Source organism: Clostridium sp. N3C (assembly GCF_900095445.1).
Classification (GTDB): Bacteria; Bacillota; Clostridia; order Clostridiales; family Clostridiaceae; genus Clostridium_AU.
Genome location: NZ_FMJL01000042.1, coordinates 1 through 23194 on the forward strand (window position 1 = coordinate 1; position 23194 = coordinate 23194).

The following is a 23194-nucleotide window of genomic DNA, read 5'->3' on the forward strand; positions in this document are numbered from 1 at the left end:
TCTATTTAGCTGAGCCCTTAGCAGTTTGCGTTAGCGAACCCTTGTAAAACCAATGAGCCAAATGGCAAAATTAGGATGAGAGGGCTTATTTGTCATGCCCTTATATCTATTCCCTTTGCCCTCTACGAGGTAAAGACTTCATTTGGCGAATGTTTGTCAAGGGCAACTGCGGTTAGTTGCAGCTAACTTCAGTTTGTTGGTAGTTTTGAAGCTAGTTTTTCATAAACTTTTTACAGTACCTTAGCTATCTTTTTGAAAGAGCTTTCGATTTTCTTTTTAATAGAAAGTAAATAAGGAGTATCCATAATATTATACTAAAAAAGGAAAAAGTTAACAAGCATAAGGGCTTAAATTTATAAACTAATTAAAAAATTAGTTTATTTGAAAAGTTTATTCTGCAGATAAAAATTAAAGATTAGACTTTGAATGAACTATAGGTTTCCTAATCTATTTAGGGGGCCTATTTTTTTGAACTTCTCCACTTTCCTCTATCTAAGGAATAATTATTGTAGGATGATATAGAATAAATTATGAACATAAATGGATAAATTGAATAAACTACTATTAATTAGCTTAGGGAAAAGATTGTCGAATCTTTTTTTAGAATATTTTTCTAATTATATTTCCAAATAGCTATTATGATGTTATAATGAGTTCATAAAGAAATTAAAACTGCTAAAAATTATATTATTGTAATTAATTGTGGTTTTAAAAACTATATGTGATTAATTTGGAGATGGTTTTATGTCAGTAAAAGTTTTAACGGATAGCACTAGCTATATAAAAGATGAAATTCTTAAGGAATTAGATATACTAGAGGTATCTTTAAGTGTAAAGTTTGAAGATGAAGAGTTTAAGGAAGTAGAAATAGATAACGAAAGCTTTTTTGAAAAGATGGATAAAAAGGAAATACCAATGTCTTCTCAACCTTCTGTAGCAGAGATGATGGATATAATGGAGTCAGTGGTAAAGGAAGGAGACAGCCTTCTTTGCATATTTTTATCCTCAAAAATGAGCGGTACTTATTCTTCAGCTCATATGGTAAGGGAACAGGTTCTAGAAAAGTATCCTCAAGGCCGAATTGAGATTTTAGATTCTCAATCTAACTGCATGCAGCTAGGTTTTGCAGTTATCGCAGCGGCAAGAGCTGCTAAGGATGGAAAGGATCTTCAGCAAGTTAAAGAAAAAGCGGAGGAAAATTTAAAAAGAAGCAGATTTATTTTTCTCCCTCATAATCTGACTTACTTAAAAAAGGGCGGTAGAATTGGAGCAGCCAGTGCTTTGGTAGGCAATATACTAAATATTATACCCATTTTAACTGTAGAAGATGGAGTTACTACCGTATTAACAAAGGTAAGAACAAAGAAAAAAGCTATAGATCAGATGATAGATAAGCTTTGTGAGGATATTAAAAACTATGGCATTGGAGAAATACTGGTTCATCACATAAATAATGTTGAAGGAGCTAAAGAAACAGTAAGAAAGATTAAGGAAGCTATAAAAATGAACATTGACATTCAAATATGTGATATAGGCCCAGTTATAGGGCTTCATGTGGGGCCTGGAGCTATAGGCATTGCTTACTATACAGAGAAAGCTATGAGATAATTTATTTAGTTATATATATATTATTTTTCCCTTGACAGTGTAGGTAATATTTATTAGAATTTTTATAAAAGTACACTTTAATTTGGTCCTGTGAGGCCAGAAAGGGAGTATAGATATGTTTATGTTTTTTTGCTATAAGGACTATTCTGTCTGTGAGATAAAATTTAATAAAGATAAGGTTTAAGGATAGTGAGGAGAAAAGTGGCACACTTATTCTCTTTATTATCCTTTTATTTTGTCTTTTAATTTAAAAACTCCTTAACTGTGTACTTTATATAGTTGTTAGGAGGTTCGATATGAAAGCAAGACTTATCTTAGAAAATGGAATAGTTTTTCAAGGGGAAGCCTTTGGATACTTAGAAGAAACTGTAGGGCTGGTAGTTTTTAATACAGCAATGGCCGGTTATCAGGAAGTGTTAACGGATCCTTCCTATTATGGACAAATTGTTGTTATGACCTATCCTTTAATAGGAAACTATGGACTAAATCTAGAAGATGTAGAATCTAACAGTCCCAAGGTTAAAGGCCTTATAGTACAGGAAGCCTGTGATTACCCAAATAACTTTAGATGTGAAATCAAGTTGGAGGACTATCTAAAAAACAATAAAATCATAGGCTTACAAAAAATAGATACAAGAGCACTTACTAAAGTTTTAAGAGATAAGGGTACCATGAAAGGGATAATAACCCTAGAACAAGTAAGTGAAGATTACATTAAAAATAAGCTAGAAAGCTTTTCAAATTCCGATGCAGTAAAAAAGGTTACCACAGATAAGGTTTATACTATTGATGGAAAAGGCAAGCATATAGCAGTACTAGACTATGGTGTAAAAGCAAGTGTATTAAAAGCTTTTATGGATAGAGATTGCAAATTGACGGTATTTCCCTACCATGCAAGCTGTGAAGAGATTTTAAGTGTAAATCCTGACCTAATATTTTTATCTGACGGTCCTGGAGATCCGAGGGATGTAAAAGTGTCCATAGAAACTATCAGGGATCTTATAGGAAGAAAACCGATAGCTGGTATATGCCTAGGTCATCAGCTTTTAGCCCTAGCTCTAGGAGGCAGCACTGATAAGCTAAAGTATGGTCATAGAGGTTCCAACCATCCTGTGCGAGACTTAGAAAGTAATAGAGTCTATATAACTGCACAAAATCATGGATATTACGTGGATAAGCTACCAGACAAGGTAACTGCCACTCATATAAATGTGAATGATGGAACAATAGAAGGAATGAAGCATGATAGTCTGCCTATATACAGCGTGCAGTTTCATCCTGATACTAGTTCTAAGGATGAAAATAATATATTTGACAAATTCCTTTCTCTTTAGAAGCAAGATGAGTTTATAAATTCTCAAATCAATAGTTAAATCTAAAAGTATTGGGGGTAACATTATGCCATTGGATAAGAGTATAAAAAAAGTTTTAGTTATAGGATCTGGTCCTATAGTAATAGGACAAGCTGCAGAATTTGATTATTCCGGAACCCAGGCCTGTGAGGCTTTAAAAGAAGAAGGTATAGAGGTTGTACTAATAAACAGTAACCCTGCTACCATAATGACAGATAAGGAAGTAGCTCATAAAATTTATATAGAGCCTATAACCTTAGAATTTGTGGAGAAGGTAATTGCCAAGGAAAGACCTGATAGCCTTCTTGCCGGTATGGGAGGTCAAACAGGCCTTAACATGGCAGTGGAGCTTTATGAAAAAGGAATTCTTGATAAATATGGAGTTAGGGTTATAGGAACTCCTATTGAGGCCATAAAAAAGGGTGAAGATAGAGAGCTTTTTAGAAATGCCATGAAAGAAATTAGTCAGCCTTGTATCGAAAGTGAAATAGTAATGGACATTGAAGCAGGTAGGGACTTTTGTAGGAGGATAGGCTACCCTGTAATTGTAAGACCGGCCTATACCTTAGGAGGTACTGGAGGCGGTATTGCTAATAATGATGAGGAGTTAGAAACAATTCTTGGACAAGGACTTTCTCTCAGCCCTATAGGACAGGTACTGTTAGAAAAGAGTGTTAAGGGTTGGAAGGAAATTGAGTATGAGGTTATGAGAGATCATTATGGCAATTGCATAACTATCTGCAATATGGAGAATGTGGATCCAGTAGGAATCCATACCGGTGATAGTATAGTGGTGGCACCAACTCAAACCCTTTCCTACAAGGAATGTGAAATGTTAAGAAAGGCTTCTATGGACATATTAAATGCTATTGGTATTGAAGGAGGCTGCAATATACAGTTTGCTTTAAATCCCAATAGCTTCGAATATGCAGTTATAGAAATCAACCCTAGAGTTAGTCGTTCTTCAGCTCTAGCATCTAAAGCAACAGGCTATCCTATAGCAAAGGTTGCAACAAAGGTAGCTTTAGGTTATAGCTTGGATGAAATCCAAAATGCTGTTACCAAGAAGACCTATGCCTGCTTTGAACCAACAATAGATTATGTAGTTGTAAAAATACCTAAGTGGCCCTTTGATAAATTCTTTGGAGCAGAGAGACGCTTAGGAACAAAAATGATGGCAACAGGAGAGGTAATGGCTATTGGCAGCAATTTTGAATCTGCTTTCCTTAAAGGAATTCGTTCTTTAGAGTTAGGTAGATACACCTTAGAGCATGAAGGTATGAAAAAGCTATCTTTGGCTGAGCTTAAGGAAAAGGTTATGTCTCCTGATGATGAAAGAATCTTTGCTCTAGCAGAGATGATTAGATCTGATTATAGAATAGAAATGATATCCCAAATAACTGGTATAGATGTATTTTTCGTCAACAAAATAAAGAATATCGTAGACAAAGAAGAAGAACTAAAGAAGATGTCTATAGAGGAGCTTGAAAGAGATTATCTTTATGATTTAAAAAGAATTGGCTTCTCAGATAAGGGTATAGGACAGTTACTAAAGGTTAGTCCTGATGATATATATAAGCTAAGAATGAAATGGGACATAAAGCCTGTATATAAAATGGTAGATACCTGCGCTGGAGAATTTGAAGCCTTATCCCCTTACTACTATTCCACCTATAATGAGTATGATGAAGTTAAGGTTTCAGATAGGAAAAAAGTGGTGGTAATAGGATCTGGTCCTATTAGAATAGGTCAAGGTATAGAATTTGACTACGCTTCAGTTCATGCCATAAAGGCTTTAAGAAAGATGGGCATAGAAACTATAATAATAAATAACAATCCAGAAACGGTAAGTACAGACTTTGATATATCTGATAAATTGTACTTTGAGCCACTAACAGAGGAAGATGTATTAAGCATTATAGATAAGGAAAAGCCCTATGGAGTAATACTACAATTTGGGGGACAAACTGCTATTAAGCTAGCTAAGTTCTTAAAGGAAAAGAATATATATATACTAGGAACTACCTCAGAGCAAATAGATCTTGCAGAGGATAGAGAGAAATTTGAAGCGCTGTTAGAGGAACTAAACATATCAAGACCAAAGGGTAAGGCAGTGTGGACATTGGAAGAAGGTTTAAAGGAAGCAGAGGAACTTGGATATCCTGTATTAGTTAGACCTTCCTATGTGCTAGGTGGACAGGGTATGGAAATTACTCATAACCAAAAAGAATTAAAATTTTACTTAGAAAATGCCTTTGCTAAGGATAAGAAGAATCCAGTACTTATAGACAAGTATCTAATGGGAAGGGAAATAGAAGTAGATGCTATCTGTGATGGAGAAAATGTTCTAGTGCCAGGAATAATGGAACATTTAGAAAGGGCAGGTGTACACTCTGGAGATAGTATAACCATATATCCTACACAAAATGTTTCTTCAGCTATAAAGGAAAAGGTGCTGGAATACACTAAAATGTTAGCTTTATCTATAGGAATTAAAGGTATGATTAACATACAGTTTATAGAATACAATGATCAATTGCATGTTATAGAGGTAAATCCAAGAGCCAGTCGAACAGTGCCTTATATTAGTAAGGTTAGCGGAGTACCAATTGTAGAGTTGGCAACTAAGGTTATGTTAGGAGAAAAGCTTGCTAATCTTGGTTATGGCCTTGATATATACAAGGAACCAGATCTAGTAGCAGTAAAGGTACCTGTATTCTCCACTCAAAAGCTTCCAAGAGTAGAAATCTCCTTAGGACCGGAAATGAGATCAACAGGGGAAGTTTTAGGGGTTGGTAAGGACATATATGAAGCCTTATATAAAGGTTTCTTAGCGGCCAATATGCAGCTAGAGAAAAATACAGCAGTGATTCTAGCTACAATAAATGATCATGATAAAGAGGAATTCTTAGAAATAGCTAAGGGCCTAGCAGGATTAGGCTATAGCTTTATAGCTACCAGCGGTACAGCTAAACTTTTAAAAGATGCTGGTTTAGCAGTAAAAGAAGTTAAGAAGATTAAGGATGGAGAACCTAATCTCTTGAGTGTTATAAAGAATAAGGAAGTAGACTTAGTTATCAATACTCCAACTAAAGGGAATGACTCTCATAGAGATGGATTTATAATAAGAAGAACTGCTATTGAGAGAAATATTGAGGTTATAACTGCTTTGGATACCATGAGAGCCTTGTTGGAGGTTACAACTAGATTAGGTAGTGAAATGTCTCTGGAGAAGATGGAAGTATTTAATATGGGAATATAAGAATAAATCCCTTTGCATTTAGCTATTTACTAAAAGCAAAGGGATTTTTTATATATATCTCACTTCTGACTTCTATTTCTTAACATTTGACCAGATCTTATCAAAGGCATCTATCTTATTACCAATATCCTTAAGATGTTCACCGCTTTCAATCGCTTCCTGAGGTGGGTATACGGCGATATCATTTAGTATAGATTCATCCATAATCCCCCAAGCAGCTGTATTAGGATTTGCATAAGGGTAGGCTTTAGAAATTTCTACGCTTATTTCAGGCCTCATTATGAAATCCATGAAAAGTTCTGCTGCTTTCACATTTTTGGATTTCTTAGGTATTACAAAGTTATCCTGTTGAATGAATATACCTTCCTCTGGAACAACACATATCAAATCCTTATTTTCTCTCATAGCTAAGGACACTTCTGCCCCCCATACAAAGCCTACAGAGGCTTCACCATTTATTAATAGGGTTTTTGGACTATCACTATCATAGGCCTTGATATTATTTTTTAGGGCTAATAATTCTTTTTCAGCCTTAGCTAAGGCATTAGGATCCGTTTCATTAATAGAGTATCCTAGCTTTTTCAAGGCCATACCGATTATAGCTCTTTGGTCATCTAATACTACTATAGAATTGGCCAGTTTTGGATTCCAAAGATCCTTGTAGCCGGTTATTTCAAAATCTACTTTGCTAGTATTTACAGCTATGGCCGCATCTCCCCACATATAGGGTATACTGTATTTGTTTCCTGGATCAAAGTCTAGGTTCATTACTGATGGATCTATATATTTTATATTAGGAATATTATCATGATTTATTTCCTGTAAAATATCCTGCTTAATTAAAGTTTCCACCATATAGTCACTGGCTACTACCAAGTCATAATTGGTTGATCCTGCTTGAAGCTTGGCTAGCATTTCCTCATTGGAGGAGAAGGTTGAATAATTAACCTTTATGCTATACTCTTCTTCAAACTTGTCTATAACAGATTGAGGTATATATTCTGACCAGTTAAAAACATTTAATTCTGCCTGTGGGCTTTGGCCTTTGTGAACATAGGCAGCAAGGCCAGAGGAACCACCGATTATAGCCACTAGGAATATACAAGCAAATTTAAGTATTTTCTTTCTATGCACCGAGGCCTTATTGAGTAATTCCATTAATACTACTATGACCACTGTAATCAGCAGCATAATAGTTGATAGGGCATTTATTTCAGGAGTTACACCAAACTTAACCATAGATAAAACCTTAAGAGGTAAGGTTGTACTTCCTGCATCAGCTACAAAGAAACTTATAATTACATCATCCAGTGATAAGGTAAAAGCAAGTAAACCTCCAGAAACAATACCAGGCATAATAACTGGCAAGGTTACCTTAAAGAAGGTTTGAATAGGGGTAGCGCCTAAATCCATAGCTGCTTCCTCTAAATGCTTATCAAAGCCCTCCAATCTAGATCTTACAACGGTAACAACGTAGGATACGCTGAAGGTTACGTGTGCAATGATAAGTGTAAACAAACCCATTTGAAAATTAAAGGTATCCTTAAGCATAGAGAAAAAGGAAAGCATAGCGATACCCATAACTATTTCAGGAATAACTATAGGAATAAAGAGTACTGCATCTAAAATTCCTTTTCCTCTAAATTTATACCGATACATACCAACAGCGGTAATAGTTCCTAGCATAACAGATAAAATGGTACTTACTACTGCTACTATCAAGGTATTTTTCAAGGCTAACAATATGGTTTCGTTAGTAAATAAACTCTTGTACCATTTTAAGCTAAATCCTGTCCAAACAGCGTTGAGTTTAGACTCATTGAAGGAGAATAGGACAAGAATTAAAATTGGTGCATATAGAAATAGGTATACAATAAAGTTATAAACTATACTGAACTTTGAATTCTTTTTCATCCTACATCACCTCCAACTTGTCCTTAGAACCGCCCAGTTTGTTAAAGAGCTTAAGGAATATAAACATTAGTAACATAACAATTATTGACATTGCAGCTCCAAAGGGCCAGTTTCTAGATTGTAGGAACTGATTCTTTATAAGATTGCTAATTAAAATAATCTTGCTTCCGCCCATTAGGTCTGGTATGAAGAAGAGACCCAAAGTAGGTACGAAAACTAGAAGACAGCCAGATAGTATTCCTGACTTAGTTAGAGGCAAAGTAACCTTCAAGAAGGTCTTTCTTGGGTTTGCGCCTAAGTCTGCTGCTACTTCTAAAAGGGAAAAATCTAATTTTTCTATAGTTGAATATAAGGGCAGTACCATAAAGGGGAACATAGTATAAAGCATTCCTATCAGAACTGCACCTTCTGTATATAACATTTGAAGTGGTTCCTTTATAATATGCAAATTCATTAAATAGGTATTTATTATCCCTTCTGTACGAAGCAAAATCATCCAAGCATAAGTTCTTATCAAGGAGTTTGTCCAGAAAGGTAGTATTATTAGCATTAGCAAGATAGACCTATATTTCTTTGATGCTCTTGCTACAAAATAGGCAAAAGGATAACCAAATAACAAACATAATAAAGTGGTTTCCAAGGAAATCCAAAGAGAATTTCCCAAAATCTTCACATAATTTAAGTTAAATACTTTACCGTAGTTAGACAAATTAAAGCTATATTCAATGCTACCAACTATAGTTCTTTTAGAAAAACTAATAACTATAATTATGATAATTGGTACAATAAAGAAGGCAAGCATCCACAGTGTTATTGGAGCTATGGTTAATAAACTGCCACGAAGTTTGCTGGAAAATTTACTCCTCTCCTTGCCTCCAGGAGGGGGTTCCATATTTTTTACCTCTGTGTTCATTCTTTAATCACCACCGCATTTTCAGGATTCCAAGTTACATATAACTCCTCGGATCTATAACTTAAATCGTAGGCCTCCCCTGCAGGAGCACTAACAGTAACAGCTCTTCCATTAGCTAAGGTAACAATGGTTTTAATAGTAGAGCCTATATATATACTTTCCTTATATTTTGCCTTAAAATAGGAATCCCTGTCGGCAGGAGCCGGTTTTATCTTTAGTCTTTCAGGTCTGATAGCGAAACAAATAGTATCGTTACCTACAGGTGTTGATTTATCTAAAAGAACATCTTGTCCATCTTCTAAAGTAGCTTGAACCTGTCCTTTTTCAAAGCCTTTGAATCTTGCTTCAAAAATATTGGTTTCACCGATAAAGTCCGCTACAAATCTAGTAGCAGGTCTTTCATATATTTCATCCGGTGTACCAACTTGCTCTATTTTACCGTTATTCATTATACATATTCTATTTGACATAGTAAGTGCTTCCTCTTGATCGTGAGTAACAAATATAAATGTAATTCCCAGTTGCTTTTGTAGATGCTTTAATTCCACCTGCATCTGCTTACGAAGTTTTTGATCTAGGGCACCCAATGGTTCATCTAGAAGCAATACTTTTGGTTTATTAATAATTGCTCTAGCAATTGCAACACGTTGCTTTTGCCCACCGCTTAGCTGATCCGGCATACGTTTCTCCATGCCCTCAAGCTGTACCATTTTTAACATCTCTTTTACTCTTCTGTCAATTTCAGTCTTAGATACCTTCTTTAAGTTAAGCCCAAAAGCTATATTATCGTAGATATTCATATGAGGAAATAAGGCATAACTTTGAAAAACGGTATTAACTTGTCTTTCGTAAGGGGGCTTTGAAGAAACATCTTCCCCGTCAATATAAATGTTTCCTTGAGTACATTTTTCAAAACCTGCTATCATTCTCAAGGTTGTAGTTTTTCCGCATCCGCTGGGGCCTAAGATGGTAAGGAATTCGCCTTCCATTATTTCCAGGGAAATATCATTTACAGCAGCGTGAGACTGATCATGATCATCATCATCAAACACTTTTACAACATGATTCAATTTTACCATTGAGTGTGTCAACCCTTATCAACTCCTTCATTAATAAGCAAATTAATTATATAAAGTATAAAAACCCTCCCTAAGACTCTTTAGGGAAAGGTTAGTTAACAAATTTCAATATAATCATACAAACTTTGTATGATTATAATTTCAATTATTTATATCATAAATGAATAGTGATAGCAATATTATTTTGAAAATTAATATATAAAAAAATTTAGTTTTAAAATGTATTTTAATAATCTATACTAAAAGATGTGAAAGAACACAATGGAGCACATAAAAAGGAATTTATGTTATAAATTACAGGAGGATTAATGATGAATATTAAAAGATTAGATAAAGTAATTGAAAATATGAAAAGGCACCAATTAGAGCAGATGATAATTTCTAATCCAGCTTCTATATTCTATTTAACAGGAAAGTGGATAGAAGCTGGAGAGAGAATGTTGGTGCTTTATATAAATGCTAAGGGACAATGTAAACTTATAATAAATGAATTGTTTCCTTTAGATGATCAACCATATTTAGAAAAAATTATTTATAACGACAGGGAAGATGCGGTAAAAATACTAGCTAGCCTAGTAGAGGATAAGAAATTAGGTATTGATAAAGTTTGGCCTTCACATTTTTTAATAAGACTTATGGAATTAAAACACGGTATTACTTTTGTAAATGGCTCACCTATAATGGATGAAGTTAGAATGATTAAGGATGCGGAAGAAATTAAGCTTATGAAAGAAGCTTCTGCTATAAACGATAAGGTAATGGCGGAAGCAATAGAAGTTGTTAAGCAAGGCTATGAAGAAAAGAAGGTATGCAAGTTACTTGCAGATATCTACGAAAAATATAAAACTTACAGCTTTTCCTTTTATCCTTTGATTGCCTACGGAGCCAACGCTGCAGAGCCACATCATAGTTCTGATTCTACCATGGTTAAGGATGGAGATAGCATCATTTTAGATATTGGTGGCTTTACTAATGGATATTGTTCCGATATGACAAGGACAGTATTTTATAGAAAGGTATCTGATGAAGCAGAGAAGGTATATAATTTAGTTTTAGAAGCTAATAGAAAAGGCATAGAAGCAGTAAAGCCTGGTGTAAAATTGAGTGATATAGATAAAGCCGCCAGAGATGTTATAGAAAATGCAGGCTATGGTAAATATTTCACCCATAGAACAGGGCATAATATAGGAGTTGAAGTCCACGAGTTTCCTGATGTAAGTTCTGTAAGTCATTTAGAAGCAAAACCAGGAATGATTTTCTCCATAGAGCCAGGAATTTATCTACCAGGAAAGTTAGGCGTAAGAATAGAAGACCTAGTGCTAGTAACAGAAACTGGCTGTGAAGTTTTAAATGCCTATCCTAAGGAATTGCAAATTATATAAGGGTAAATAGTGGCTGTATTGCCTCCCTTTTCATAGTGTATTAGTTGATAAATTGCATAAACTTATAATGCAAAGCAATAAGAATCCAAAAGATTAAAGGAGGTAATGCAGATGGCATCAAAAAATAACAATAGGGTATTAGTTCCAGAAGCAAAACAGGGATTAAACAGATTTAAGGCAGAGGTAGCTAGCGAAATAGGAATAGCTAATTATGACAACATAGATAAGGGTAACCTTACTTCCAGACAGAATGGATATGTTGGCGGAACAATGGTTAAGAAGATGGTAGAGGCATACGAAAAAGGACTATAGTATTATAGAAGTAATTAATGTAGCTTATAGGCACTCCTTTTGGAGTGCCTCTTTAATATTTTTAACTCATTAACCTAATAAACAATTCAATTATAATTCCAGCAACAGAGCTAATAGCAACTAGTAGCGCAACCACCCTCAAGGAATCTTTCACACTCTTGTTTTCCTTAAAGAGAACTAGTAAGCCCAAACCAGCATTAGAGCCTAGACCGGCTATAACAGATCCAAAACTTAGACCGCCCTTTAAGAATACTTCAGTAATAGCTACTGATGAAGCACAGTTAGGTATAAGACCAAAGATGGATGCAAATATTGGTTGGAACAATGAGTTAGACATTAGAACATTACCTAAATTATCCTCACCTACATAAGAAATAATAGAATTAATTATTACAGAAGCTATAAATAAGTAGATAAATATCGTAATAGTATGTTTGATAGGGTGAGTTATAAGTTCCTTCCAATTAACTTCATTGCTAGAACAGCTGTGACCACAGCAGCCCTTTTCATGTATTTCATTTAAGTGATTATCCTCTACAACTTCGGAAGAAGCACAGATTTCTGCTCCTACTTGTCTTTTAGCTCTAGTAGTTATTATAAAGTCCACTAGGTAACCAGCTACTAGTGCAATAATGAATTTTGATAAAAATAAGGGAAGCACTACTCTTATTTTATCCGGTTGTGACAAGATTATAGGCAAGGCCTCATCTGAGGTTGAAAGATAAACTGCCAGCAAGGTACCTAGAGTAACTACTTTTTTGTTATAAAGTGCTGTTGCCATTACGGAAAATCCACATTGTGGAACAAGGCCAAAGAGGGCGCCAGCAGCTGGAGCAACCTTTCCTGCTTTCTTAACCTTAGTTATGAGATTATCACCTAATTTGATTTCAATATACTCTATTGCTACGTAGATTACAAAAAGAAAAGGTATCATTTTTGCTGTATCAATAAGAGCATCTAGTAAAATTTCAGACATACTTACCTCCTAAATGCGAATTATTTGCATCTATACTTTATCATTATATACAAAAATAATCAAGTTTAAAACTGGAATATTTTTTTAATATATTATTTTAATGAATTATTAAGGTAAGTATGTAAAGGTTAATAAATTTAATTTAGTACAAGGCTATTTATTATTGCTAAATATTCTCTAACATAATATGTAGGGATTAGTAAGGAGAGTATAGGGGCTGACCAGCATTGAACATCTTCAAAACCTGCTTTCTTAGCCAATGCCTTTGAGCGAAACATATGGAAGTTACTTGTAACAATAGTTATTTTAATATTTTCTTTACTACCTATTTCTCTAATAAGTTTTCTGCTAAACACTAAGTTTTCCTCAGTGCTAGTTGATTTTTCTTCTTTTATTATCCTGTCTGCAGATATACCCTGTTCTACTAAATATCTCTTCATGGCTTCTGCTTCAGTAATAGTTTCACCGGGACCTTGTCCACCAGAAACCACTATCTTTGTGTCTTCTGGCAAAATATCTAGTAGCTCTATGCTTGCTTTAAGTCTCTGGGATAAGGTAAGGGATGGCACATCTCCATTTAGTCCGGCACCAAGTATAACAACATAATCTGACTTTTCTGAGTCCTTTGCATTACCGGATCCTATTATAAGGCTTTCTACAATAATAAAGGATATTATGAAAAGTATAGCAAGGGTATGAATTATAATGCTTCCATACTTTATAAATTTATTGATCATATTTAGTTGTATTTTCAAATGAAGATATGCTAAGACAGCTAAAACTATGCTTAGAAATAGAAAAAAGGGCCAGAAGGTTACATTAAGGGCCATAGTACATAGAGAGTTTAGAAGGCAGAAAATAGCTAAAATACACATGATTATTCCTATTATTCTTTTCAGTTTTTTTGGCAAAATCAATTCCTCCTATCTAAAATATTGATATCAATTATTATACGCTAGTTGGAAGGAGAAAGCACTTTTAGTGTACTTTTTTGCTAAGTTTTAAAAATAAATGTTATATTGGAATCATTAAAAAATATTTTAGTAATCTAATAGTAAATGTTATAATTAGCTTATAACTTATAAAACTAACTATTTTGGAGGAAACTATGAAGAAAGGTATATCATTATTTATTGCCTGTATATTAATGATTATTTTTACCACAGCTTGTAGTATGGAAGAAATCTTTAATGGAAGTCGCACAAGCAATGACCAACAGTTTATAATGGAGTATTCTATTTTCACTGGGTCAAAAACTCATGAAATTCAATTAGAAAAAGGCACAATTATTGATGTTAACATAAAGAATACTGATGGAAATCTAAGGGTTGTTATATCAGATGCAGATGGGGAAGAATTATATAGAGGAGATAATGCAGAAACAGGAACCTTTTCTGTGGAGACCCTTAAAGATAGTAAGTACAAATTTGCTGTTACCGGTAAGAAGGCAAAGGGCGGAGTAAGCTTTAAAGTTCGAAAAGATGTTGACAAGAATGTTCAATAATATATAATGAAAGTGAATACTAAGAAAGGTAGGTATAAGAAGGAGAAATGAGGAAGTAATTCTATTTTAGCTTAAAGTAATTAAATATTTATTAAGCTGGAGTGGATAATATCCTCATATTTGTGGTGCCTTTTTATGCCCTTCTATAAAAAATGTTTTTTATGCTGTAGTTGTATAGGTGTTTGTAGACATCTTACTATGGCTATGTTTTTGGGCTATAAAAAATAAGTTTGATATTATCCTCTCCATTAAGGAGGGGTTTTTTATGTTATTAGCAGAAATCTGTGGAGTAAAAAAGTATTTTGGGGATAGATTAATCCTGTCTGTGGATAATTTTAAGATTTATTCTGGAGATAGAATTGGTGTTGTAGGTTTAAATGGAGCTGGAAAATCTACCTTTTTAAATATTCTTGCTGGTAGGATATTACCTGAAGAAGGAAAGGTAGAAATTAAGGCTAGCTACTCGTATATTACTCAATTGGAGGATGAAGAGCCTATTAGTGCAGAGGGGGCTTTGGCTAGAAGATTCGGTGTTAAACACTTATCTGCTGAAGGAAATAGCGGTGGAGAAAAGACACGAAAAAAGCTAGCGGCAAGTTTAGAAAGGAATACAGCATTAATAATGGCAGATGAGCCTACAAGCAATTTAGATAGGGAAGGCATAGAGCTTTTGCAAAAGGAATTTAAGGAATTTGAAGGGGCTTTATTGATTGTTTCTCATGATAGAGAGTTTTTAGATGAAGTATGCAATAGCATATTAGAGATAGAAGACGGAAAGATAAAAATATACAAGGGTAATTACTCTAAGTATAAGATGTTAAAGGAGCAGGAAAGGGAGAGGGCTTATTTTGAATATGAGGAGTATACCAAAGAAAAGCAGAGGCTAGAGGCGGTTATTTTAGAAACCAAGGAAAAGGTAAAAACCATGAGAAAGGCTCCTCCCAGAATGGGAAACTCTGAGGCTAGACTTCACAAGATGGGAAATCAGAAGGCTAAGGCTTCTTTGGATAGGGCTGTAAAGAATATTAAGGCCAGGATAGATAAAATGGAGGTTAAAGAAAAACCTAAGGAGTTGCCGAGGGTTAATATGGATTTAATAAGTAAAAATAAACTCCATTGCAAGGTAGTAATAAGGGGAGAAAAAATTACTAAGAGCTTTGGAAAAAGAGTTATCTTTGAAAAATCAGAATTTAAAATTATTAATGGAAGTAAAACTGCTTTGATAGGTCCTAACGGCTGTGGAAAAACTACCTTAATTAATATGATGGTCAGTGGACATGATAGTATAAAGGTAGCTAAGGGAGTAAAGATCGGGTACTTTACACAGAATTTAAATATGCTAGATTTAAATAAAAGTTTATTAGAAAATGTTATGGAAAGCAGCATTCAAAATGAAACCTTTGTTAGAACTCTTCTAGCTAGATTGTTATTTAATAGAGAGGATCTAAATAAAAAGGTAGAGCTGCTTAGCGGTGGTGAAAGAGTAAAGGGAGCCTTAGCTAAAATCATGGTTAGTGATTTCAATATGTTGATTTTAGATGAGCCTACAAATTATTTAGACATTTACTCCTTAGAAGCAGTGGAAGAAGCTCTTAAGGAGTATAACAACACAATTTTATTTGTTTCTCACGATAGAAAGTTTGTTAAGAACCTGGCAGATCATATATTAGAAATTGAAAATAGAAAGATAAACTTTTTCCAAGGCAGCCTAGAGGAATATTTAAAAAAGAAGCAGCAGGCAGAAAAGCCTCAAAAGGAAGAGATAGATGAGGCTGAACTTATGCTCTTACAAAATAGGATGGCAGAAATTTTAGGTAGGTTAAGTATGCCTTCTAAGAAGGATGATGTGGAAGCCTTGGATTTAGAGTATAAGGAAATACTAGAGAAGTTAAAAAGGTTTAAGTGAGTTTAGTATAAGGGAATGCATTAGAATAAGATGCATTCCTTTTTAATTTAATATGAAAATAGTCTGTGGATCTCATTTTGAGATTTACACAGACTATGGTATACTCTCATTTCATGTATTAATCAAGCTTTAAATCCTTAAGCTTATCACCAAACAATTCAGCTAAGGTTGCTCCTGTATCTTCAGAATTATATTTAGAGTAGTCCTCTTGAGGTTTAGCTATAGCATCCTTTATGCTTAGGGATATTTTTGACTTTTCGTTATCTATATCTAGAATCTTAACTTTTACAGTGTCTCCAACCTTTAATACATCTGAAGGTTTTGTAATTCTTTCTTCTGATATTTCAGATATATGAACAAGTCCTTCTACTCCTGCTTCTAATTCAACGAAGGCGCCAAAGTCTACCACACGCACAACTTTACCTTCTACTATGCTTCCTATAGCAAATTTGTCTGTTACAGTGTTCCAAGGATTTTCATCCTTATCCTTTAGGGCAAGAGATATTCTATTATTGGCCTTATCAAAGTCTAGTACATATACCTCAACGTCATCGCCAACGGATACTACATCTGCAGGATTAACAACCCTTTTCCAGGATAGATCATTGTTATGGATAAGTCCTTCTACGCCACCGAGATCTACGAAGGCTCCAAAACGTGCAAGTCTTGTAACTTTACCCTTTCTCTTTTCACCTTTTTTTAGAGAAGCCCAAAGCTTAGCCTTCTTTTCTTCTGCTTCCTTTAGTTCCAATTCCTTTCTGGATAGGATGATCTTCTTTTTATCCTTATCCAACTCTACTATAGCTACCTCCATAGTTTTTCCAACTAGGCTGTTTAAATCTTCTACTCGGTGAAGAGATGCCATTGATGCTGGCATGAAAGCTCTAACACCTTTTATATCTGCAGTTACACCACCCTTAACTACTGCATTTATTGTTACTTCTATTGTTTTATCTGCCTTTTTTACTTCCTCTAGCTCATCCCAAAGGTGAACTGCATCGGCACGTTTCTTTGATAAAGCTACATTTCCTTCTCCGTCATTAACTTTCAAAACATAAACTAGTATTTCATCATCAACTTTAACTATATCCTTTGGGTTAACCTTAGGGTCTGATGAAAGTTCTTCTTTTGAAATAATGCCGTCTGTCATATAGCCTATATTAACAAGGACTTCATCATCTTTAACAGATAGAACCTTACCCTTCAATATATCTCCAGGATGAATAACCTTTATGGAATCATCTAATTCTTTTATTAAATCCTGCATACTGTTTTCCATCGTTCAATCTCTCCTTCTTAGTAAAAAATACATCATGAGTATATTATATCAAAATGACTACAATAAAATAACCCTTTTGTAGTGGTTAAATGTTTTTAATAAAAATATAGATTCTAATTTACTTTATACTTGATGTTATTACCAATATATAGTATATTTAGTAATATATACGTGCATGATGGCCTTTGACATTTACAGAACATAAAATTACCATAAGGATTTTTTCAAATCATTAAATTGGATCTTAAATAGACATTACAGCCCTATATAGGAGAAACAGGTAGGTGGATTAAAATGAGAGTACTAGTAACTGGAGGCTGTGGTTTTATAGGGTCAAGCATTGTAGAGGAACTTATAAAAGGTGGTCATGAAGTTACTGTAATTGATAATTTAAGTAGTGGAAGCAGAGAAAATCTAGATCCAAGAGCACATCTATTTGTTGCAGACATAAGATCTACAGATATGGATGATATTTTTAGAATAACAAGACCACAAATAGTTTATCACCAGGCAGGTCAAGCAGATCTGGAAAATTCCATCGATTATCCTGAATTTGATGCTGATGTCAACATAACGGGAACCTTAAGGATTTTAAAATGCTGCAAAGATTATGCCGTTAGGAAAATAATATTTGCTTCTTCTGCTGCGGTTTATGGACAACCACGCCATTTAAGCGTAAATGAACTTCATACTACATCACCTATAACCTTCTATGGAATTTCAAAATATACAGCAGAAAGATATATTGAAAGTTTTTGTCCTATGTACAATATTGAATATACAATTCTAAGATACTCAAATGTGTATGGTGAAAGGCAGGGGACTAGAGGAGAAGGGTCAATTATATCTATATTTTTAAAGAATATGCTTGCAAATAAAGTTATAAATATCTATGGTGATGGAGAGCAAACCGCAGATTTTATATATGTGAAAGATGTGGCAAAAGCCAATATTTCAGTTCTTCATGATGGTAATGGACAAATATTTAATATAAGTACTAATACAGCAGCTTCTATAAATGAGTTGTACAAGTTTATAAAGAGTTATACTAATTACCAAAAGGAACCTATATATTGTCCTAAAAGACAGGATCACATAGAGCATATCTATTTAGATAATTCAAAAGCTATGAAGCTATTAGATTGGCAGCCGGAATATACCCTTGAAGAAGGCTTGAAAGAAACAATAGTAAATTACGTTGGGGGAAGCCAGTACTATGCATGTTGTACAGGATATGAAAAAAAGTAAGGGCTTTGCCGTAATCTTCCAGTAGCATAAGTGGAAGAGTTTAAAAATGGCTAGGATAAAGAAAGCTAATAGCTGTGTTATACATATTAGGAAAATAGTTGCTGGGTAAAAAACCAACAACTGTTTTTTATATAAAATGAAAGACGCTGATTAGTAAGAGAAAATCATATTTCCATCTATTAGAGCTACTTTTTTGATCTTAGCCATTGGTTTGTTGTGCTGTCATCAAAGTAGAATAGGGCACCATTGGTTGGATCTGAACCTTGGAGAGCTTCTTTTGCTGCTTGGAGGTCTGTAGAAGAAGCGGTTTTGTTAATGTGACCATTAACTACTGGGGTAAATTGATAGTAGCCTCCAGATTTTTCATAGATAACCCCATTTATAGTGTTTGCAAAAAGAGGACTTTGAACTCTATTAATTACTACAGCAGCAACGGCAACTTTAGCTTTATAAGATTGATTTTCCGCTTCTGCTCTAACTAATCTTGCTAATAAGTCCAGTTTTGAAGCAGTATATGAAATAACTGCAGGTTTAGTAGTTGTAGTAGGAGCTTCAGTCTTTGGTGTAGAGCTTGTACTACCATTAGGCATAAGAAGCTGTTGACCAGGATAAATAATATCATCCCATTCAGCGCTTGCCTTTCTTATAGCATCTATATTAACACCATATTTTCTTGAAATACTATATAAGGTTTCTCCGCTTTTCACAGTATGATAAGTGCCAGGAACTGTTAACTTTTGGCCGGGATAAATGGTAGAACCACTAATATTGCTATTAGAAGCTATAGTTGTATAGCTTGTCCCAAATAAACGACCTAAGGAATAAAGGGTGTCCCCCTTAACAACGGTATAAGTAGCGGCATGGGCTACTTGTGTAGATAGTATAGAAAAAGTAATACTTAATAATACAGTCCTTATTTTGTTGAATTTCATCTTTTGTTTCCTCCTTATTCAAGCCTCCGAGGTTAGCTGTCGGGTTAGGTAGAGGTGACCTTCCTTGTATAAAAATTTCTTCACAGATTAACCCCATATGTGATGTGTGTCCCCCGTACTCCCTTAAGAAGATTCGGCTTATTTATTAGTTTTTAGCAAAAGAGAGAGGCAACTTTATTTTATGAATAAGGTTGTCTCTCTCCTTGCTGTAGTGATATGTTAACATAGAAGATAGGAAGAGTCATTATAGAAAGTATGGCTTTATTGCCATCCTTTTCTATAAAAAACTTGCCTTAAGAGTGGTAAAAACGGAAGATGTAAAGATGATTGATCAGAGGATAAAAATCAATAAAAGTATTAGTAATTTAAGGGTTATGCCAGATACAGATGAGTTAATAATAAATGAAGTGAGAGAAGTAAAGGGAGATACTGTTATAGTATTTGAGGCAAAAAGATATGTTGCTTTCGATACATCCCTATTTATGGGAGAATAAATTGTGGAGGAAATATCAAGGAAAAGAGAAATAGTTATTGTTAATGTAAAGGAAGTTCTTCAAATAACTTATAAGTTTAAAGGTTACAGTGAAGATAGAGAGCTTTGTTTTACACAATTAGGCCATGAAAATCATGCAAATAAAGAAATAATTTTATATGAAGAGTAGCAAATAAAAGCTTCAGCCCAGGCTGAAGCTTTTTATATTAAGCAAGAGATTAAAGTCCAATACTTTCTAGGTATTCATCATAAGTCATTCTCTTATCTACAATACCATCTTCAGTAATAGCAATAATTCTATTTGCAATGGTTTGTATAAACTGATGATCGTGGGAAGTAAAGAGGATATTGCTCTTGAAGTCCCTAAGACCGTTATTTAAGGCAGTTATAGATTCAAGATCCAGATGGTTTGTTGGTTGATCAAGGACTAATACGTTGGCATTGCTTAACATCATTCTTGCTAGCATACATCTTACTCTTTCACCACCGGATAAAACCTTAGCCTCTTTTAAGGCTTCGTCACCGGAGAATAACATTCTGCCTAAGAAGCCTCTTAAGTAGCTTTCTGACTTTTCATCAGAGAATTGTCTTAACCAGTCTACTAGGTTTAACTCGCAATCATTAAAGAATTGAGAGTTATCCTTAGGAAAATAGGAAGTTGTTATGGTAATACCCCATTTATATGTTCCGCTGTCTGGTTCCATTTCTCCCATAAGTATTTTGAACAAGGTAGTAACAGCTATATCGTTGTCTGCTAAGAAAGCTATTTTATCATCCTTTGATACCATAAAACTTACATTGTTAAGAACTTTAACACCGTCTATGGTCTTTGTTAAGCCTTCTACTCTTAAAATGTCATTACCAACTTCTCTTTCAGGCTTAAAACCAACAAAAGGATATCTTCTGCTAGAAGGTTGGATGTCTTCTACAGTTATTTTTTCTAATAGCTTCTTTCTTGAAGTAGCTTGTCTTGATTTAGAAGCATTGGCGCTAAATCTAGCAATAAACTCTTGAAGAGCCTTGATTTTTTCTTCATTCTTCTTGTTCTGATCCTTCATTAATTGTAGGGCAAGCTGACTGGATTCATACCAAAAGTCATAGTTTCCTACATAAAGTTTAATCTTTCCATAGTCAACGTCTGCCATATGAGTACATACCTTATTTAAGAAGTGTCTATCGTGAGATACAACTATTACAGTGCCTTCAAAGTTTATAAGGAATTCTTCTAACCAGTTAATAGACTTTATATCTAAGTGGTTGGTAGGCTCGTCAAGGATTAGAACTCCTGGTTTACCAAATAGAGCTTGAGCTAAAAGAATCTTAACCTTTTCTCCACCTTCTAGCTCTCCAACCTTTTTATCATGGAGCTCTGTGCCTATACCTAACCCCTGTAGTAATGAAGAAGCCTCTGCTTCAGCTTCCCAGCCGTTTAACTCTGCAAATTCGGCCTCTAATTCAGAAGCTTTGATACCATCTTCGTCGGTAAAGTCAGCCTTTGAATAAAGCTCATCCTTTTCCTTCATTATTTCATATAATCTTGGATTTCCCATTATTACTGTTTCAATAACACCATATTCATCATATTGATAATGGTCTTGCTTTAACACAGACATTCTAACACCGGAGTCAATGCTAACTTCTCCAGTGTTAGGTTCAATTTCTCCGGAAAGTATCTTTAAAAATGTACTTTTTCCTGCACCATTGGCACCTATAACGCCATAGCAATTACCGGCAGTAAACTTTAAATTAACATCTTCAAAAAGTTTACGACCGCCATATCTTAAACTTACATTTGTAACAGTTATCACTAATAAATCATCCTTTTCTCATAATATTAATAGGAAGTGTGAACTGTAATTTTTAGTCACACCTTGCTATTATAACATATATCAAGGATTAACTCATTAGTTTTATAAAATATAAGTTTAATATCCTCTATACTGAAACCAAGCCTCAATTTGAGCAATAATCTCAGTTTGACCGGGCAGTATTGGAGTGGCAGAAGTGGCCAATTGGTTTAAGGTGCTAAAACGTTCCGTTGGCGATGAAGAAGTTAGCTCTATGATTCTACAAGGATATGGGGAAATCTGAGTTCTGAAGCTGTTGGATAGCTGTAAGGCTTTTTGAGAAGCATTTTTTACAGCCAAATCCAAGGCTTCCTGATAGTAAGTAAAAGGATCTTCTACAGAAAAGTTTATGTCCTCTACTCGATTAGCTCCTCTTGAAGTGGCAGTGTCTATTACTTCACCAATTAGACTAAAGTCTTTAATTATTACCGATAGAATATTACTAACTCTGTAACCGCTAAAAACTTGTCGGCCTTCAATATAATCGTATTGTGCTTGAATATCAAAGGAGCCAGTTCTTATATCTTGCTTAGAAATATTCATATTATAGAGGCTGTTAATTACCGCTTTTGTTTTTTCAGTATTTTCAGCTTGGGCCTTTTCTAAACTCATGTCTTCAGTTATTACCCCTATTCTTATATTAGCTTTAGTGGGATTGACACTTACAGATCCGATGCCAGTAACTTTTAATATGCCTTCCTGAGCATTACATAAGGGAAATGGATTTTGGTAGTTATAAGTAATCATAAATATAAACCTTCATTATAATTATTGCACAATATATATTATTGCGGATACTTTATGAACTGTTACTGAAATAATCAATATAATAAATTTATTGCAAAATAAAAGGCCTTATGTTATACTGAGTTAAGCTTGAAGTTTTTCAAGTAGCAAAGATTTAAATGATCAACAACATTCCCCTTGAACTAGGAAGAAGTGTTAATCAGTTTTTAAATCTTCATTATAAAAGCAAAAGGAGGAATGTTGAGATGGCAGATAAGAATTTAGTATGCAAAGATTGCGGAAAAGAATTCGTATTTACTGAAGGCGAGCAAGCTTTCTACAAGGAAAAAGGATTCGAAAATGATCCAGTAAGATGTCCTGAGTGTAGAAAAGCAAGAAAGCAACAGAACAACAGAGGATTCAGAAGATAATTAAAGAGTGAATGACAAAGGGTGTCACAA

At 34.3% G+C, this 23194-nt stretch carries 20 protein-coding genes and 1 riboswitch; of the genes, 11 read left to right on the plus strand and 9 right to left on the minus strand.

Going from position 1 to position 23194, the window contains the following annotated elements; genetic code table 11:
- Window positions 1–744: 744 nt before the first annotated feature.
- The 3 genes from N3C_RS11070 (at window position 745) to carB (ending at window position 6222) form a co-directional block, all read left to right on the plus strand.
- Entirely contained in the window at window positions 745–1608 is an 864-nt protein-coding gene (locus N3C_RS11070) for a DegV family protein (protein WP_074366096.1), read from the plus strand.
- A 296-nt stretch (window positions 1609–1904) separates the two neighbouring features.
- Window positions 1905–2942, plus strand: coding sequence for a glutamine-hydrolyzing carbamoyl-phosphate synthase small subunit (carA, locus tag N3C_RS11075; RefSeq protein ID WP_074366097.1), 1038 nt, complete (start codon window positions 1905–1907; stop codon window positions 2940–2942).
- A gap of 64 nt (window positions 2943–3006) precedes the next feature.
- On the plus strand, window positions 3007–6222 hold the full coding sequence (carB, locus tag N3C_RS11080; protein WP_074366098.1) for a carbamoyl-phosphate synthase large subunit: 3216 nt from the start codon (window positions 3007–3009) through the stop codon (window positions 6220–6222).
- A 72-nt stretch (window positions 6223–6294) separates the two neighbouring features.
- On the opposite strand, the gene N3C_RS11085 is transcribed toward carB, so the two are convergent.
- The 3 genes from N3C_RS11085 to N3C_RS11095 are packed head-to-tail and all read right to left on the minus strand — an operon-like array spanning window position 6295 to window position 10140.
- Window positions 6295–8136 (minus strand): extracellular solute-binding protein, encoded by a 1842-nt coding sequence (locus N3C_RS11085; protein ID WP_074366099.1) that lies wholly within the window; start codon window positions 8134–8136, stop codon window positions 6295–6297.
- 1 nt (window position 8137) lies between these two features.
- The gene (locus N3C_RS11090; protein WP_083604529.1) at window positions 8138–9049 is read right to left on the minus strand and encodes an ABC transporter permease; all 912 of its coding nucleotides are present in this window, start codon (window positions 9047–9049) and stop codon (window positions 8138–8140) included.
- Complete coding sequence (locus N3C_RS11095) at window positions 9046–10140, minus strand: ABC transporter ATP-binding protein (protein ID WP_373432807.1); 1095 nt, start codon at window positions 10138–10140, stop codon at window positions 9046–9048. Before N3C_RS11095 ends, N3C_RS11090 begins: the two co-directional genes overlap by 4 nt.
- Window positions 10141–10439: 299 nt before the next feature.
- Between N3C_RS11095 and N3C_RS11100 the strand changes: the two genes are divergently transcribed.
- Together N3C_RS11100 and N3C_RS11105 are read left to right on the plus strand one after the other, a co-directional pair.
- The gene (locus N3C_RS11100) at window positions 10440–11510 is read left to right on the plus strand and encodes a M24 family metallopeptidase (RefSeq protein ID WP_074366101.1); all 1071 of its coding nucleotides are present in this window, start codon (window positions 10440–10442) and stop codon (window positions 11508–11510) included.
- Window positions 11511–11621: 111 nt separating this feature from the next.
- Window positions 11622–11822: an alpha/beta-type small acid-soluble spore protein gene (locus N3C_RS11105; RefSeq protein ID WP_074366102.1), complete on the plus strand. Its 201-nt coding sequence runs from the start codon at window positions 11622–11624 to the stop codon at window positions 11820–11822.
- Window positions 11823–11883: 61 nt separating this feature from the next.
- On the opposite strand, the gene N3C_RS11110 is transcribed toward N3C_RS11105, so the two are convergent.
- Together N3C_RS11110 and N3C_RS11115 are read right to left on the minus strand one after the other, a co-directional pair.
- Window positions 11884–12798, minus strand: coding sequence for a putative manganese transporter (locus N3C_RS11110; RefSeq protein WP_074366103.1), 915 nt, complete (start codon window positions 12796–12798; stop codon window positions 11884–11886).
- Window positions 12799–12935: 137 nt separating this feature from the next.
- Window positions 12936–13709, minus strand: coding sequence for a YdcF family protein (locus tag N3C_RS11115; protein WP_083604530.1), 774 nt, complete (start codon window positions 13707–13709; stop codon window positions 12936–12938).
- 197 nt (window positions 13710–13906) lie between these two features.
- On the opposite strand from N3C_RS11115, the gene N3C_RS11120 reads away from it, so the two are divergent.
- Together N3C_RS11120 and abc-f are read left to right on the plus strand one after the other, a co-directional pair.
- Window positions 13907–14302, plus strand: coding sequence for a hypothetical protein (locus tag N3C_RS11120; RefSeq protein WP_074366104.1), 396 nt, complete (start codon window positions 13907–13909; stop codon window positions 14300–14302).
- Between the two features lie 265 nt (window positions 14303–14567).
- On the plus strand, window positions 14568–16208 hold the full coding sequence (gene abc-f / locus N3C_RS11125; RefSeq protein WP_074366105.1) for a ribosomal protection-like ABC-F family protein: 1641 nt from the start codon (window positions 14568–14570) through the stop codon (window positions 16206–16208).
- Between the two features lie 118 nt (window positions 16209–16326).
- Here the strand turns inward: abc-f and rpsA are convergent, their stop codons facing one another.
- Complete coding sequence (gene rpsA / locus N3C_RS11130; protein WP_074366106.1) at window positions 16327–17487, minus strand: 30S ribosomal protein S1; 1161 nt, start codon at window positions 17485–17487, stop codon at window positions 16327–16329.
- Between the two features lie 294 nt (window positions 17488–17781).
- On the opposite strand from rpsA, the gene N3C_RS11135 reads away from it, so the two are divergent.
- Entirely contained in the window at window positions 17782–18735 is a 954-nt protein-coding gene (locus N3C_RS11135) for an NAD-dependent epimerase/dehydratase family protein (RefSeq protein WP_074366107.1), read from the plus strand.
- Between the two features lie 185 nt (window positions 18736–18920).
- Here the strand turns inward: N3C_RS11135 and N3C_RS11140 are convergent, their stop codons facing one another.
- Window positions 18921–19667 (minus strand): LysM peptidoglycan-binding domain-containing protein, encoded by a 747-nt coding sequence (locus N3C_RS11140; protein WP_074366108.1) that lies wholly within the window; start codon window positions 19665–19667, stop codon window positions 18921–18923.
- Between the two features lie 5 nt (window positions 19668–19672).
- Window positions 19673–19816, minus strand: a riboswitch (cyclic di-AMP (ydaO/yuaA leader).
- Between the two features lie 174 nt (window positions 19817–19990).
- Here N3C_RS11140 and N3C_RS15085 point away from each other — a divergent pair.
- Window positions 19991–20161 (plus strand): hypothetical protein, encoded by a 171-nt coding sequence (locus N3C_RS15085; RefSeq protein ID WP_178377810.1) that lies wholly within the window; start codon window positions 19991–19993, stop codon window positions 20159–20161.
- A gap of 3 nt (window positions 20162–20164) precedes the next feature.
- Window positions 20165–20329: a hypothetical protein gene (locus N3C_RS15090; protein ID WP_178377811.1), complete on the plus strand. Its 165-nt coding sequence runs from the start codon at window positions 20165–20167 to the stop codon at window positions 20327–20329.
- A gap of 49 nt (window positions 20330–20378) precedes the next feature.
- Here N3C_RS15090 and N3C_RS11145 read toward each other — a convergent pair whose 3' ends face one another.
- Together N3C_RS11145 and N3C_RS11150 are read right to left on the minus strand one after the other, a co-directional pair.
- Window positions 20379–21968 carry an ABC-F family ATP-binding cassette domain-containing protein gene (locus N3C_RS11145; RefSeq protein ID WP_074366109.1) on the minus strand — a complete coding sequence of 530 codons (1590 nt, stop codon included), beginning with the start codon at window positions 21966–21968 and terminating at the stop codon, window positions 20379–20381.
- A 117-nt stretch (window positions 21969–22085) separates the two neighbouring features.
- Window positions 22086–22754 (minus strand): SIMPL domain-containing protein, encoded by a 669-nt coding sequence (locus N3C_RS11150; RefSeq protein WP_074366110.1) that lies wholly within the window; start codon window positions 22752–22754, stop codon window positions 22086–22088.
- A 245-nt stretch (window positions 22755–22999) separates the two neighbouring features.
- Between N3C_RS11150 and N3C_RS11155 the strand changes: the two genes are divergently transcribed.
- Window positions 23000–23164, plus strand: a complete 165-nt coding sequence (locus N3C_RS11155; protein WP_074366111.1) for a zinc-ribbon domain-containing protein — start codon at window positions 23000–23002, stop codon at window positions 23162–23164.
- Window positions 23165–23194: the final 30 nt, after the last annotated feature.